Below are 14,041 nucleotides of genomic sequence, written 5' to 3'. Positions count from 1 at the left end.
CTGGCCGGGCGGGTGCGGCTGGGCGCTTCCACCGGCGCCATTGCCACGCTGCTGCCACAGGTACTGGAGCGATTGGGCCAGCGCCATCCTGATATCGACGTGCAGATCCACATCCTGACCTCGCAGGAAACCCTGTCGCAACTGAGCGAGGGCCGACTCGACATCGGCCTGGTGGCCCTGCCGCAATCGCCCGTGGGTGGCTTGAGCGTGAAACCCTGGCGGCGTGATCCGGTGATGGCCTTCCTGCCAGCAGCCTGGCACGCTCCCCGCCAGGTCACGCCGGGCTGGCTGGCCGCGCAGCCGCTGATCCTCAATGCTCCCGAGACGCGGCTCTCGCGCCTGACCAATGAGTGGTTCGCGGGCGCCGGAGAGCAACCTGTTGCACGCATCCAGCTCAATTTCAATGACGCCATCAAGAGCCTGGTGGCGGCCGGTTACGGTGCCACCCTGTTGCCGCATGAGGCCAGCGCCCGGGGCGGCCCGGTGCCGCTGGACCCGCGCATCGTCATGCGGCCTTTGCGGCCCGCCCTGTGGCGGCCGCTGGGCATCGCCCACCGCGCCAGCCACCTGGAGCCGGCCACGCGCCATGTGCTGGAGGCGCTATGGGAACTCAAGCAGCTGAAGACACCGCGTGTTCGTTCGTGAGCGTGGCGCGCGTGAGGGCGGAGAGTGATTGGCGCTGCTGTCCTCGGGCATCGAAATTTCCATCGTCCAGCCACTGTTCGAATGCCTGCCGCAGCGCTGGCCATTCACTGTCGATGATGGAAAACCACGCGGTATCGCGGCTGCGTCCCCGGTAGACGACGGCCTGGCGGAAGATGCCCTCGAAGCGAAAGCCAAGGCGCTGCGCCGCTGCACGTGACGGTGCATTGAGGCTGTCGCATTTCCATTCGTAGCGGCGATAGCCGAGGTCCTCGAAAACATGGCGCATCAAGAGGTAATGCGCCTCGGTGGCCATGCGGCTGCGCTTCAGAAGTGGGGACAGGGCGATGTGCCCAACCTCGATCACGCCGTGGGCCGGCTCGATACGCATGAGCGCCATGGTGCCGACCGCTTCGCCGCTGGCCAGGTCGATCACTGCATGGTGCAGCGGGTCCTGGGTGGCCTGCATCTGCTCGGCCTGGTGGCGATAGCTGGCGGCGTCCGGGAAGGGGCCGCTCATCATGTAGGTCCAGTCGCGGCCATCCGGCGCGGTGGCAAAGGCGGCGTGGAGCTGCGCGGCATGGCGGGCGGCGTCGAGCCGCTCCAGCCGGCAGCTGCGGCCTTGCAGGGTCTGGCCTGCAGGACGCGCACGAGGCTGCCAGTCGGGCAGGGCGGGGCCCACGGGTTGCTGATATGCATTGAGGCGGGTTGGCGGCAGAACGGTCATGGTCACTTTCAGGCGAGTTCGGAGCTGGCACGATAGCGTTTTCGTGGCATCATCAGAAGTGCCACACGACGATGATTTGATGGAGCCACGAAAGCCATTGACGATGCCGCTTGCCCTGCTGTCCTCCCCGCTTGATGCCCGGCCCGGTGCGGCCTCGCGCCAGCAGCAATTGCTGGGGCGCTTCAAGCGCGCCATCCTGGGCGGCCAATTGCCGCCCGGCAGCCGCCTGCCGTCCACCCGCAGCCTGTGCGAGCAGTTGCAGGTGGCACGCAATACGGTGCTGGCGGTCTACGAGCAACTGGTGGCCGAAGGCTACGCCCAGGCCGACCGCCAGGGCACGCGGGTGGCTACGCTGCAGGCCGCGCCCGCCATCGTCCACGCCACTCCCTCCGTGCCCTGCAACGGCAGCCAGCGCCAGTCGCGCCGCGTCAGTACCATGAAGCCCACGCGGGATGCCGGTGATCGCAGCTTGCCACTCACGCCCGGCATGCCGGCGCTCAATCGATTTCCCTTGAATGCCTGGCTGCGCTGCCAGGAGCGTGCCCTCAAGCGAGCGGGGCCGATGGCGCTGGCCTACGGCGATCCGCTGGGGGAACCGGCCTTGCGTGAAGCTATCGCGCAATACCTGCGGGTGGCGCGCGGGGTGCGCTGCGAGGCCGCCCAAGTGGTGGTGACTGAGGGTTCCCAAGGTGCGCTGTCGCTGTGCGTGCGGCTCTTCGCCAACCCGGGCGAACGCGCCTGGCTGGAAGATCCTGGCTACGGCGGGGTGCGTGCCGCCTTCCATGCAGGCGATATGAAGATCCGTTCCATGCCGGTCGACCACGAGGGCGTCGTCATTGACCCGCGCGCCTGGCGCTGGCCGCCACGGCTGATCCATGTGACGCCTTCGCACCAGTACCCGACCGGCGCGGTGCTCTCCTTGGCGCGCCGCCTGGCGCTCATTGCACGCGCGCGTGAACACGGCTGCTGGATTATCGAGGACGATTACGACAGTGAATTCCGTCATCACGGCCATCCGATCCCGGCCATGCAGGGGCTGGTACCGGATGCGCCGGTGCTGTATGTGGGGACCTTCAGCAAGACGCTGTTCCCGGGTTTGCGCATCGGTTTCCTGGTCTTGCCGGCGTCAGCCGGGGAGGGTGCCGGTTCGGCGCTGGCCGAATTGCTGCGCGGCGGACATCGCCTGGAGCAATTGGCGCTGGCCGAGTTCATGGCCGGGGGACAGTTTGCGCGCCACCTGGGTCGCATGCGGCGGCTCTATCGCGAGCGCCAGCATGCCTTGCGCACGGCCTTGCAGGCGCACCTGCCGGAGCTGGCAGTGCAAGGCGGCGACAGCGGCCTGCACCTGACGCTGCAGCTGCCGCCGGCTTGTCCGGACGGCGCCGTCAGTACGGCGGCACGGGCGGCAGGCATGAACGTGGGGGCAGTGTCTTCGTTTTCAGAGGGGCAGGCGCAGGGGTGCCACAACGGGCTGGTGATCGGATACGGCAACACCTCGGCCGAACAGTTCGGTCCGTTGATCCGGCGCCTGGCCGTGATCGTGCGGCGCAGCTTGCGGGCTCAGAGCGTGGCCGGGTGATGCAGGCGCTGCTGTACGCACTGCGTGACCACATCCATGTAGTCGGCCGTGCGCACGGGCTTGGCGGCGTACCAGATGCGGCTGTCCTGCTCCTGGGCGAAATCGGCCGACATGGGCGCCGCCGTGAAGAGCACCAGCGGAATCTGCGCCAGCTGCTGGTAGACGCACAGGGTGCGCAGCAATTCGTAGCCTTCGGTACCGAAGCAGCTGCGCGGGTCCAGCAGGATCAGCGCGGGCAAGTCCTTGCTGTGGCACAGCGCCTGCGTCAGCAGGGAGGCATTGGCCAGCTCGGCATCATCGGACCAGTCGAACTGGCAGGGCAGCTGGCTGCGCCAAAGGGCAAAGCGGGCGGATTCGATGGCATCCAGATCGCCGTCGATGACGAGGATGCGGGGCAGGTGATGGGTCTGGGACATGGCGGCCTCCTTGCTGGGATGGAAGCATCTTAGGAGAGCTGCGCCGGGAGGACTATCAGGGGCTTCCTGATGGGGTAGTGCCTGCGCACGGGCGGCGCAGGCAGGCGGGACAGTTCCGCCGGTTCAGGCGCCGTCGCTGGCAGGGCTCTCGAACTGCCTGGCGTACTCGGCGCGGCGCGCCTGGTCCGATTCGATGAGCAGGCGATAGCGGGTTTCCGACACCCGCTGCTGCAGCACCGCAGCATAGCGCTCGCGCTGCAGCCATTCAATGATGATGGAGGCGGTGGCCACGATGACCGTATAGACCAGGATCAGGAAGATGTCCTTGTCGTCCAGGCCATCCATCGTGTAATAGGGCTTGCGGAAGAAGAACATGGCCGTGGGAATGCTGATGGCCAGCAGCCCCAGTGAATACAGGTAGCCGAACAGATAGCTCATCACGATGCAATTGACGGCAAAAAACAGCATCGACAGCGATTCTTCGACAAACGGCGCCAGCGCATAGCGCAGCCCGAACGCCGCCACGAAGCCGAAGGTACTCACGTAGATCGGCCGGAACCCTTGCGGGCGCCAGCTCTTGGCATTCTTGAGTCGGATCAGGCTCATGATGGTTCTGGAATGGGGGCGCGTCGTATCCATCTTGGTTCACATTGCACTGCGGCGCAATGGGCTCATGTTAAGAGTGCTGTCTTTCAAAAGGCTTACCGCCGTTGTCTCGTTGCGTCAGTTCAGCCGCGTCGGTCCTTGAGCGGCGAAGAATGTCCGAGATATTTGCGGCTCATCTCATTGCCGTGGATCTCGATGCTCCGCTTGATGAACATCACGGTTTCGTTGGTGACGATTTCGCGTTCATTGTCCACCGTGATGATGTGATAACAATCCCCCAGCCAGACCACCTTGCGCACTTCCGCATTGATCTGCTGCTGGATCAATTCTGCATTGCGCGGGGAGGCGGTCTCGTCGTCGATGGAGTGGATGATCAGGGTATCGGTACGCACCAGCGGCAGCGATTGGCGCACGAAGGCGATCATGCGCAGGGCTGCGCGCAGGTGGCGCGCCGGGATGGAGGCGGCGCCGACGGCGGCCACGCCATCCTTTTCCAGGGCGGCGGCCACGCGGCGCCGCATTTCGTAATTCTTGATGCCGTAGGGTTCGCTTTCCTTGTAGGACCAGTTGCGTATGCCCATGTCGTAGACCACGGTGAGCAGCTTCCAGTACCACGGCACCGACCAGCCGTCGTATTGCAGCACCGGCGAGAGCAGCACCACCGACAGCAATTCCTTGCTGCGGGCCGCCACCGCCAGCGCCAGCGTGGCGCCCATGGACAGGCCGCACAGCGAGACGGTGCGGAATTCTTCCTTCAGGCGCGCCACCCGGCTCTCGACCACGGCGCACCAGGCTTCCCAATCGGGGGAGACGCGCGGATTGGTCAGCGAAGCCGAGTAATTGTCGATGTTCAGGGGGATGACGGTACAGCCGGCTTTCTTCAGCTGCTTGGGGATGGAGCCCATTTCCAGGTGCGAACCGCACAGTCCGTGCAGCAGGATGACGGCATGGTCCTTGGGAGGGCCGCCGTGTCGTTCTTCGGTGTGCCTTTGGTCGGCGGATCCGGCCGCTGTGCTTGCAGTGCCGGCGCTATGTGTGGATGACTGTGAGTCCATAAATCTTCAAACGCTTTTCGCGCCCTCTGGCGCGCCCTGGCGAATCGTTCGCCCCCCGTTCAGTACGAGTAAGCGGGCCGACGCTTGAGCGTTCTGTTTCCCGGCTACCAACTCCGCTGCGTCCTGGCGGATGACTTTTGGCAAAAGTCTAACTGCCTCGGCAAAATGTTGCCAGCGTTTATCAATTGCGCTCCCAGGATCGCCGGAAGAGGGTGGCGTGGCGTGCCATCCGGCAGGAATATGACAATCTGACGACAGGATAACGTTGTAAAGACGCAATCGGTGCACAAATCTTCACATCCAGCACCAAATACTTATAGCCGGCACCATCCGGGATGGGCGGCCCCAACGAAAAAGCCCTTCGAAGCTGCTCGAAGGGCTTTGCCTGATCCCGGCGAAGGACCGGGACGGTTTGCTGCTCTACCAGGATCAGCCGCGGCCTTCCAGGCGGCCGTTGACCACACGCACCTGGTCGCCCACGCGCCAGTTTTCGCTGGTTTGCGGGAAGCTGCGGGTCTTGCCGTTTTCCATACGCACATCGACGACGTAGCTGGTGGTGGAGCGCACGTTCTTTTCCACTTCATTGCCGGCATAACCGCCGCCGACGGCACCGGCGATGGTGGCGAGGGTACGGCCGGTACCGCCGCCGATCTGGTTGCCCAGCAGGCCGCCGACCACGGCGCCACCGGCAATGCCCACGCCGCTGGTGGGGACGCTGTGGCGCACGGTGCGCACACCGATCACTTCACCGCAGCTGCTGCAGATGGCCGGGGCGCGCTGGGCCACCGGTGCTGCTGCCTGGGCCGGATAGGCGCCAGGCTGGGGCTGGTAGGAAGTCGATTGCGGGGCTTGCTGCTGCGCCAGCGGCTGCTGGTTCTGGGCGGGTTGGCCAGCCTGTTCCATCGCCGCGACCTGCTGCGGGGAATTGGCGCTCTTGGAGCTGGGCAACAGGCCTGTCATGGCGGCCACGCCGATCAGGCTGACCAGGATCACGGCCACCGAGGCGCCGGCGACCAGCGGATGAATCCGCCCGGACGAGGCGGGTGCGGAAGGCTGGCTCACGGCGTTGTTGCTTGCGTTCAGGTGTTGCGGGGTATTGGTATTGGTTTCCATGATGACCTCTCTAGTTGTTCTGTTGTCGTTGATGAGTGGATGACTGGATTATGGAGTGGTCATGCGCCAAAAAAAATCCCGATTCTGTGTCAGTTGTAAGGACTTGTAATCCTGCAACAGTGGGGCTGGACAAGGCTTTGCGGCAAGGCAACGCTGCCCTGGGGCAAGCGAAAGGTGGTTCAGGCGGGGAGGGCGATGCAGGCGGGACAGGCTTGCGCATCCCGGACGGGAGGCGCAGGTACAGGCGGGGTACGCAAACGCGGGAGCGGCGCAGGGCCGTCTCCCGCGTTTGCGTGTGCGTCGATCAGTCTTCGCGGCGCAGGTGCGGGAACAGGATCACGTCACGGATGTTGGGCGAGTCGGTGATGAGCATCATGAGGCGGTCGATACCGATGCCGCAGCCACCGGCCGGCGGCATGCCGTATTCCAGGGCGCGGATGTAGTCGGCGTCGTAGTACATGGCTTCTTCGTCGCCGGCGTCCTTGGCGGCCACTTGCGCCTGGAAGCGGGCGGCCTGGTCTTCGGCATCATTCAACTCGGAGAAGCCGTTGGCGATCTCGCGGCCGGTGATGAACAGCTCGAAGCGCTCGGTGATGCCGGCCACCGTGTCGGAAGCGCGCGCCAGCGGCGAGACTTCGACCGGGTAGTCGATGATGTAGGTGGGGTTCCACAGCTGCGATTCGGCCGTTTCTTCGAACAGCGCCAGTTGCAGCGCGCCGATGCCGGCACCGGCCAGCGGGGCCTGGTCGGTCTTTACGCCGAACTTCTTCAGTTCGGTACGCAGGAAGTCGATGTCGGCCAGTTGCGCTTCGGTGTAGTTCGGGGCGTACTTCAGGATCGCACCGGTGATGGTCAGGCGGTCGAAGGGCTTGGACAGGTCCAGCTCACGGCCCTGGTAGGTCAGCACCGCAGTGCCGTGGGCATCGATGGCGGCCTGGCGGATCACCTGCTCGGTGAAGCCCATCAGCCACTGGTAATCCACGTAGGCGGCGTAGAACTCCATCATCGTGAATTCGGGGTTGTGGCGCGGCGAGACACCTTCGTTGCGGAAGTTGCGGTTGACCTCGAAGACGCGCTCGAAACCGCCCACCACCAGGCGCTTCAGGTACAGCTCGGGAGCGATGCGCATGAACATCTGCATGTCCAGGGCATTATGGTGGGTGATGAAGGGCTTGGCCGCCGCGCCGCCCGGGATCGGGTGCAGCATCGGGGTTTCCACTTCCATGAAGCCGTTGGTTTCCATGAAGCGGCGGATCGACGACATCGCGGCGGTACGCGCCTTGAAGGTGCGGCGGGTCTCTTCGCTCATGATCAGGTCGACGTAGCGCTGGCGGTACTTCATTTCCTGGTCGGCCAGGCCGTGGAACTTGTCCGGCAGCGGGCGCAGCGACTTGGTGATGAGCTTCAACTTGGTGACCTTGATGGACAGTTCGCCGGTCTTGGTCTTGAAGAGCGTCCCTTCGGCACCGAGGATGTCGCCCAGGTCATAGTGCTTGAAGGCGGCCATGGCTTCTTCGCCGGTGACGTCGCGGGTCACGTAGAGCTGGATGCGGCCATCGGCGCGCGCGCCCGAGGCGTCCTGCAGGGTGGCGAAGGCCGCCTTGCCCATGACACGCTTCAACATCATGCGGCCAGCCACGGTCACCTGGACCGGTTCGGCTTCCAGCGCCTCATTGTCCAGGCCATCGTACTTGGCATGCAGGTCGGCGGCATTGTTGGCCGGGCGGAAATCGTTGGGGAAGGCGACGCCCTGCTCGCGGATGGCAGCCAGCTTGGCGCGGCGCTCGGCGATGATGCTGTTCTCGTCGGCTGCCGGCTGGGCGGCGGGGGTGTTTTGCGTGGTCATGGTTGGAATTCTTGAAGGTTGAACGGTCGGATCAGCAAGAGCAGGCCGCGCAGCAAGGCCGCGCGGCCACCGGGATCAGACGCCCTGTTTCAGCGAGGCCGCGATGAAGTCGTCGATGTCGCCATCGAGGACGGCCTTGGTATTGCCGGTTTCGAAGTTGGTGCGCAGGTCCTTGATGCGGGACTGGTCCAGCACGTAGGAGCGGATCTGGTGGCCCCAGCCGACGTCGGTCTTGGAGTCTTCCAGCTTCTGCTGCTCGCTCATGCGCTTGCGCAGTTCCAGTTCGAACAGCTTGGCGCGCAGCATGTCCCAGGCTTCGGCACGGTTGCGGTGCTGGCTGCGGTCATTCTGGCACTGCACGACGATGCCCGTCGGGGCGTGCGTCAGGCGCACGGCGGAGTCGGTCTTGTTGATGTGCTGGCCACCGGCACCGGAGGCGCGGTAAGTATCGACACGCACATCGGCCGGGTTGATCTCGATCTCGAAGGATTCATCCACTTCGGGGTAGACGAACAGGCTGGAGAACGAGGTGTGACGGCCGTTGGACGAGTCGAACGGCGACTTGCGCACCAGGCGGTGCACGCCCGTTTCGGTACGCAGGAAGCCATAGGCGTATTCGCCCTCGACCTTGATGGTGGCGGTCTTGATGCCGGCCACTTCACCGTCGGACTGTTCCAGGATCTCGGCCTTGAAGCCCTTGCGTTCGCAGTAGCGCAGGTATTGGCGCAGCAGCATGGATGCCCAGTCCTGGGCTTCGGTACCGCCGGCACCGGCCTGGATGTCGATGAAGCAGTTGTTGGCGTCCATGGGGCCGCTGAACATGCGGCGGAATTCCATGTCTTCCACCAGCTTCTTCAAGGTCTCGGCATCGGCTTCGATGGCGACGATGGTGTCTTCGTCCTTTTCCTCGCGGGCCATCTCGAAGAGGTCGCGCGCATCCGACAACTCGCTGTCGATCTTGATGAGGGTATGGACGATCGCTTCCAGCGATTTCTTTTCCTTGCCGAGGTCCTGGGCCCGCTTCTGGTCGTTCCAGACGTTGGGGTCTTCCAGTTCGGCGTTGACTTGTTCGAGTTTCTCCGACTTCACATCGAAGTCAAAGATACCTCCGAAGCTCGGTGGCACGGGTGGCCAGGTCGTCGAGCAAGGATTGGAGGGAATTGAGGCGTTCTGCTTCCATGATGGTTTCTTTTGCGATCAAACCTCGAATTATACAAGAGGAGGAGGGCAGTTTCACCTCCGTCACGCGCCTGTCATTTTCCGTCGCTACCATCGGCGCGCTTGTTTGACTGACAAAATACTGACGGGTGCGTGCGCCGCTGCCCGACATCTGCTAGCCACTTCCGGAGAATCCTCGATGAGACAGCCTGCGCCACCCCGGGGGCGGGCAAGCCCTTCGCCTCGGCGCGTTTCACCGGCATGCCGGCCCCGACCCTGGACAATCCGGCCGCCATGGCCGCCACCACCGTCGGCTCTGCCCTGGAAGTGACTTTCGCGGACGGCAGCAAGCAGAGCTACAAATTGGCTTACCAGCCCTTCTTCATGACCGGCGACATGGTGCCCAACGGAAAGGGCGGCACCATCCTGGCCGGCGGCTACCTGGACATCAACAACCAGCCCATCATCGACCGTTCGGTGCCGGGCAAGGAGCGCCAGTTCTATTCCGACTGCCCGGACGGCTCTTCGCTCTTGACCGTGGCCGGTGCCAAGGTGCCGGGCGTGAAGGGCAATGCGGTATTTGCCGTGGTGCAATTCGAATACACCACGCGCGACCAGAAGCAGGCGGCCATGTACGGCCAGCTGCCCTCGCCCATCGCCGTGCTGACCCTGGACCAGGACCCGTCGTCGGGCAAGCTGTCGCTGGTGCAATACCACAATGTCGATACCTCCCAGGTCAATGGCCTGTGGATCACCTGCGGTGCCAGCCTGTCGCCCTGGAATACGCACCTGTCGTCGGAAGAATATGAACCGGATGCTTCGGCCATCGCCTCCAATCCGCAGTTCAAGGCTTTCAGCAAGAACCTCTTTGGCGACGAGAACCGTGCCAATCCCTATCACTACGGCCACCTGCCGGAAGTGACCGTCAACCCGGACGGCACCGGTTCCATCAAGAAGCACTATTGCCTGGGCCGCATCTCGCACGAGCTGGTGCAGGTCATGCCGGACCAGCGTACCGTGCTCATGGGCGACGACGCCACCAATGGCGGGCTGTTCATGTTCATCGCCGACCGCGCGGCTGACCTGTCCTCGGGCACCCTCTATGTGGCACGTTGGGAACAGGTCTCGGGTGTCGGTCCGGGCGCCGGCAAGCTGTCCTGGGTGCGCCTGGGCAGCGCCACCAGCGCCGAAATCAAGGCCATGGCGGACCGCTACAAGGCCGCCGACATCATGGACATCCGCACCACCGATCCGGCGGACGGTTCCTTCTCCAAGATCCCGTTCAATGGCAAGTTCAACTGGGTCCGTGTAAAGCCTGGCATGCAGAAGGCGGCTGCCTTCCTGGAAACCCACCGCTACGCGGCACTGGCCGGTGGCAGCCTGGGCTTCACCAAGATGGAAGGCACCACCGTCAACGCCCGCGACAAGATCGCCTATTCGGCCATGTCCTATGTGCAGACGTCGATGCTCAACGGCTCCGGCCACATCAAGGTGGAAGGTCCCAAGGCCGGTGCGGTGTATGCCCTGAACCTGCGCGGCGGCCAGCGCGATGCCGGCGGCAATGCCATCGACAGCGAATGGGTGGCCATCGACATGGCCCCGCCAGCGGCGCTGGTGGGCGTGGACCTGAAGACCCCGGATGCCCTGGGCAACCTGGCTGACCAGGAGCACATCGCCAATCCGGACAACATCAAGTTCTCCGAAAAGCTGCGCACCTTGTTCATCGGCGAAGACAGCGGCATGCACGTCAACAACTTCCTGTGGGCCTACAACGTCGACACCAAGGCGCTCACCCGCGTGCTGTCCTGCCCGGCGGGGGCCGAATCGACCGGCTTGCATGCGGTCGACGAGATCAACGGCTGGACCTACGTGATGAGCAACTTCCAGCACGCCGGCGACTGGGAAAAAGGTTTGCACGACAAGGTCAAGGACACCCTCGATCCGCTGGTGCGTGCCAACTTCAAGGACCGTTTCGGTGCCACGGTGGGCTACCTGACCGGTTTTCCGCAGACCGGCAAGGCCTGAGGTGAAGCAAAAGGCTTCAGTCTGAAGGGGGCGGACGGAACGCATTCTGCTAGGATCAGTCTTAGGGCCTGTTCACACTGAATCTGCGAGATGCGTTGCCCCCAGAAGGCGTGTTGGCAAGGCGCGCGTCAGGGCTGGTGGTGGTGCCACCAGCCCTGACGTGCAACGCGGCCAGCGCGCCTTCTGGGGGCAACCCTCCGGGAGAGGCCGCCAAGCGTCGCCTGCCGTTGTTGCAGCTCCTTGCCGTGGCACCACCACGGCGCGTCGCTGCGCCTAGGCAGTCAACGCTTGGCGACCTCTCGCACTCGCAGATTCAGTGTGAACAGGCCCTCAGCTCGTTTCGTCCCGCCCGCCGATGACCAGAAAGCTGTTCTCCCTTCTGCCGCTGTCCTTGCTGTGCGCCGCCCTGTTGGCCGGCTGTGCCTCGACGCCTGCACCGCATGGTGAAGTCAAGGGCGCCGAGGCCAGTTCACGCGAGATGGGGCAATCCGACAGCAACCGCGTGGCCAGCCTGGCCATGCGCGCCAATCTCGATAGCCTGTACCTGCTGATGTCCAAGCTGTACCGGCGCAACCCGGCTGAATGGAAGAAGACCGCCGCCAGCCGCGAAGAGGCCGAGAAGAAGGTCAAGCAAGCCATCGAGCAGCGCCAGGCCTGGCCTGAATTGCAGGGCAAGCGCGATATCCAGGCCATGACGCTGGCCTTGTCGCCGGAATTCAAGGGGGATAGGGTCGCGGCCTTCATCGATGCCACCGCCGACATGATCATCGTCGCGCATGGCAACAAGATCGAATTCTTCCTGGTCGACGGGCTCGATGCCCAGCATCTCTACAACGCCGCGCGCAATGTGGAAATCGCTGCCTGGATTCTCTCCAGCCGCAAGAATGCCGCCGGTGCGCCACTGCTGCTGTCCGACGAGATCGGCAGCGAGGCGCGCAACCTGAGTTTTGAACGGGAATTCGGCAAGATCGTCGGCCGTCTCGACCTGATGGCCGAATTCATGACCGAGCGCTATCGCCGTGCTGGCATCAGCTATGTGCAGAACCTGCTGGGCGGGTCATTCCTGCAGTTCCTGCCGGTGCGTTGAGTTCATCGGCCACGGCGGAGCGCGCCGGGGCAATCACGTAGCAACCCCGCCCATTGCCCTTGGCCGCATACATGGCCTTGTCGGCCGCCTGCAGCAGGCTGTCGGCGTCGCAACTGCCATCACACACGGCGATGCCGACCGAGACCCCCAGCTGATATTCCCCCTGCGCCAGGTGCAGCGGTTCGGAGACTACCCGGATGCATTTTTCGGCCAGCACCTGTGCGCCGTTTTCGTAGGGCTGGCCGAGATCAGTGATGAGCAACACGAATTCATCCCCGCCCACTCGCGCCAAGGTATCGCCATGGCGGGCCACCTGGCGCAGCCTTCGCGTGATTTCCTGCAGCACCAGGTCGCCGGCCTTGTGGCCCAGGGTGTCGTTGATCGGCTTGAATCCATCCAGGTCGAGGAACAGCAGCGCCACGCCATTGCGTTCGCGACAGGCGTGGGTGAGCGCGGCTTCCATGCGTTCGGCCAGCATCATGCGGTTGGGCAGGCCGGTGAGCACATCGTGATGCGCCTGGTGCTGCAGTTCGGCCTGGTGCAGTTTCAGGCGCGACAGCAAGCCGTTGAAGGCCATGGTCAGGTGCCCGACTTCATCGCGCCGTTCCACCGGCAGCGGCGACAGGGGCAATTCGCCGCGCGTCATGCGGTCGGCCAGGGCGGCGGCGCGGCGCAAGGGGCGGAAGAACCAGAGATAGGCCATTACCACCAGCACGATCACCATTGCGCCCTGGATCAGTCCACCGCGTCCGATCAGGGCACGGGTGTGTTCCACGGTGGGCAGGGCAGCGGCCAGCGGCAGCGTCACGGCTACCATCCAGCTGGTGCCGGGTACGGAGGCAAACGCCTTGATTTCATTGATGCCATTGGCGGCTTGCCCCACGCCATTGCCACGGAAACCCTCCTGCACGGCCTGGTCCATCAGCGCATCTTTTCCGACCGGGGGCAGCTGGCTGTAGAACAGCGCCTCGTCGCTGGAGGCGATGACCATGCGCTGGCCCGGGGAAATCAACTGGAAGCCGCCGGCCGGCCCCAGCCTGGCGCGCTGCAGGTGGTCGAGAAAGCCCGGTGCATTGAGTTCGGTACTGCCGCCCAGCACGCCCACCACATTGCCTTGGGCATTGCGCAGCGGGGTCAGCATGGCGATGATGGGCTTGCCGCTGGCCGGGCTGGCCAGGGGCGGGCAGATCACGGTGGCGCCCTGCAGTACGCGTTCGAAATCGGCAAACTGGGTCAGCGACAGCGCGCGCCGGCCGTTCAGGGTCGGATAGTCCACCACGATCAAGCCATTGGCGTCGGCCACGAACAGGCCTTGGGCAAACAGCGGCTGCAGTTCCTGGTGTTCCTGCAGCCAGGTGCGCACGGCGGCGCGGTCGGCCAGGATCGCCGGAGGAAGATGCTGCGCCAGGCGTTCAAGGTAACGTGCACGTTCCTGCACGCGGTAGCCGATGTCTTCTGCCAGATAGCTGGCGATGGTGCTTTGCTGCTCGGCGGCGACCTGGGCCTGCTCCTTTTCGAGAAAGCCGATCAGGATGTTGTAGCGCATGATTGCGCTGACCACGATCAGCATGAGGCCGAAGAGGACGAGACGAGTCACCAGGCTGCAATGGATGCGCTTGATCTTCATTCAGGGTTTGATGTTGTTGTTATTCCTCGGAGCGCCCGTGGTGTCCGCTTCCCTCAAATCGATCCGGAAGTCGCTCCAAGTCAATATTGTGCCACTGCAACGAAGCGCTTGTCGGCTTTTTTTACGCTAGTTGCCGTGCCGCAATCCTTGTCTGGTGCGG

At 64.1% G+C, this 14,041-nt stretch carries 12 protein-coding genes; 4 read left to right on the top strand and 8 right to left on the bottom strand.

Annotated features, from left to right (window positions below; translation table 11 throughout):
* Positions 1-645 (top strand): LysR family transcriptional regulator substrate-binding protein (locus FYB76_RS22965; RefSeq protein ID WP_154135172.1); only part of this gene is annotated, 645 nt, incomplete at its 5' end.
* Here the strand turns inward: FYB76_RS22965 and FYB76_RS22960 are convergent.
* The gene (locus FYB76_RS22960) at positions 611-1,369 is read right to left on the bottom strand and encodes a GNAT family N-acetyltransferase (protein WP_154135171.1); all 759 of its coding nucleotides are present in this window, start codon (positions 1,367-1,369) and stop codon (positions 611-613) included. The genes FYB76_RS22965 and FYB76_RS22960 overlap by 35 nt on opposite strands.
* A 103-nt stretch (positions 1,370-1,472) precedes the next feature.
* Between FYB76_RS22960 and FYB76_RS22955 the strand changes: the two genes are divergently transcribed.
* Positions 1,473-2,948 carry a PLP-dependent aminotransferase family protein gene (locus tag FYB76_RS22955; RefSeq protein ID WP_154135177.1) on the top strand — a complete coding sequence of 492 codons (1,476 nt, stop codon included), beginning with the start codon at positions 1,473-1,475 and terminating at the stop codon, positions 2,946-2,948.
* On the opposite strand, the gene FYB76_RS22950 is transcribed toward FYB76_RS22955, so the two are convergent.
* From FYB76_RS22950 to prfB, 6 genes are all read right to left on the bottom strand, one after another.
* Positions 2,930-3,364, bottom strand: coding sequence for a histidine kinase (locus FYB76_RS22950; RefSeq protein WP_088753478.1), 435 nt, complete (start codon positions 3,362-3,364; stop codon positions 2,930-2,932). The two genes, FYB76_RS22955 and FYB76_RS22950, sit on opposite strands and share 19 nt — an antisense overlap.
* Before the next feature lie 123 nt (positions 3,365-3,487).
* Positions 3,488-3,970: a DUF4118 domain-containing protein gene (locus FYB76_RS22945; protein WP_229297070.1), complete on the bottom strand. Its 483-nt coding sequence runs from the start codon at positions 3,968-3,970 to the stop codon at positions 3,488-3,490.
* Between the two features lie 122 nt (positions 3,971-4,092).
* On the bottom strand, positions 4,093-5,025 hold the full coding sequence (locus FYB76_RS22940) for a carboxylesterase (protein WP_088753480.1): 933 nt from the start codon (positions 5,023-5,025) through the stop codon (positions 4,093-4,095).
* Between the two features lie 429 nt (positions 5,026-5,454).
* Complete coding sequence (locus FYB76_RS22935) at positions 5,455-6,138, bottom strand: glycine zipper 2TM domain-containing protein (protein WP_154135170.1); 684 nt, start codon at positions 6,136-6,138, stop codon at positions 5,455-5,457.
* Positions 6,139-6,442: 304 nt separating this feature from the next.
* On the bottom strand, positions 6,443-7,984 hold the full coding sequence (lysS, locus tag FYB76_RS22930) for a lysine--tRNA ligase (protein WP_154135169.1): 1,542 nt from the start codon (positions 7,982-7,984) through the stop codon (positions 6,443-6,445).
* A gap of 75 nt (positions 7,985-8,059) precedes the next feature.
* A protein-coding gene (gene prfB, locus FYB76_RS22925) for a peptide chain release factor 2 (RefSeq protein ID WP_134222691.1) occupies positions 8,060-9,164 on the bottom strand; the annotation gives its coding sequence in 2 pieces (ribosomal slippage) (positions 8,060-9,082 and positions 9,084-9,164; 1,104 coding nt in all).
* 131 nt (positions 9,165-9,295) lie between these two features.
* Here prfB and FYB76_RS22920 point away from each other — a divergent pair.
* Both FYB76_RS22920 and FYB76_RS22915 read left to right on the top strand, forming a co-directional pair.
* Positions 9,296-11,167: a PhoX family phosphatase gene (locus FYB76_RS22920; RefSeq protein ID WP_370516399.1), complete on the top strand. Its 1,872-nt coding sequence runs from the start codon at positions 9,296-9,298 to the stop codon at positions 11,165-11,167.
* Between the two features lie 355 nt (positions 11,168-11,522).
* Entirely contained in the window at positions 11,523-12,254 is a 732-nt protein-coding gene (locus FYB76_RS22915; protein ID WP_088753484.1) for a hypothetical protein, read from the top strand.
* On the opposite strand, the gene FYB76_RS22910 is transcribed toward FYB76_RS22915, so the two are convergent.
* The gene (locus FYB76_RS22910; RefSeq protein ID WP_154135168.1) at positions 12,196-13,881 is read right to left on the bottom strand and encodes a diguanylate cyclase domain-containing protein; all 1,686 of its coding nucleotides are present in this window, start codon (positions 13,879-13,881) and stop codon (positions 12,196-12,198) included. The genes FYB76_RS22915 and FYB76_RS22910 overlap by 59 nt on opposite strands.
* Positions 13,882-14,041 lie beyond the last annotated feature (160 nt).

This window comes from Herbaspirillum sp. CAH-3, assembly GCF_009668275.1.
Taxonomy (GTDB): domain Bacteria; phylum Pseudomonadota; class Gammaproteobacteria; order Burkholderiales; family Burkholderiaceae_D; genus Herbaspirillum; species Herbaspirillum aquaticum.
Note: the sequence above shows the minus strand (reverse complement) of the source record. Positions and strands in the feature narration are given on the sequence as shown.

Coding starts and splice junctions, on each gene's coding strand:
- FYB76_RS22960 (WP_154135171.1), bottom strand. CDS start 1,369: ATGACCGTTCTGCCGCCAACCCGCCTCAATGCATATCAGCAACCCGTG.
- FYB76_RS22955 (WP_154135177.1), top strand. CDS start 1,473: ATGCCGCTTGCCCTGCTGTCCTCCCCGCTTGATGCCCGGCCCGGTGCG.
- FYB76_RS22950 (WP_088753478.1), bottom strand. CDS start 3,364: ATGTCCCAGACCCATCACCTGCCCCGCATCCTCGTCATCGACGGCGAT.
- FYB76_RS22945 (WP_229297070.1), bottom strand. CDS start 3,970: ATGAGCCTGATCCGACTCAAGAATGCCAAGAGCTGGCGCCCGCAAGGG.
- FYB76_RS22940 (WP_088753480.1), bottom strand. CDS start 5,025: ATGGACTCACAGTCATCCACACATAGCGCCGGCACTGCAAGCACAGCG.
- FYB76_RS22935 (WP_154135170.1), bottom strand. CDS start 6,138: ATGGAAACCAATACCAATACCCCGCAACACCTGAACGCAAGCAACAAC.
- lysS (WP_154135169.1), bottom strand. CDS start 7,984: ATGACCACGCAAAACACCCCCGCCGCCCAGCCGGCAGCCGACGAGAAC.
- FYB76_RS22915 (WP_088753484.1), top strand. CDS start 11,523: ATGACCAGAAAGCTGTTCTCCCTTCTGCCGCTGTCCTTGCTGTGCGCC.
- FYB76_RS22910 (WP_154135168.1), bottom strand. CDS start 13,881: ATGAAGATCAAGCGCATCCATTGCAGCCTGGTGACTCGTCTCGTCCTC.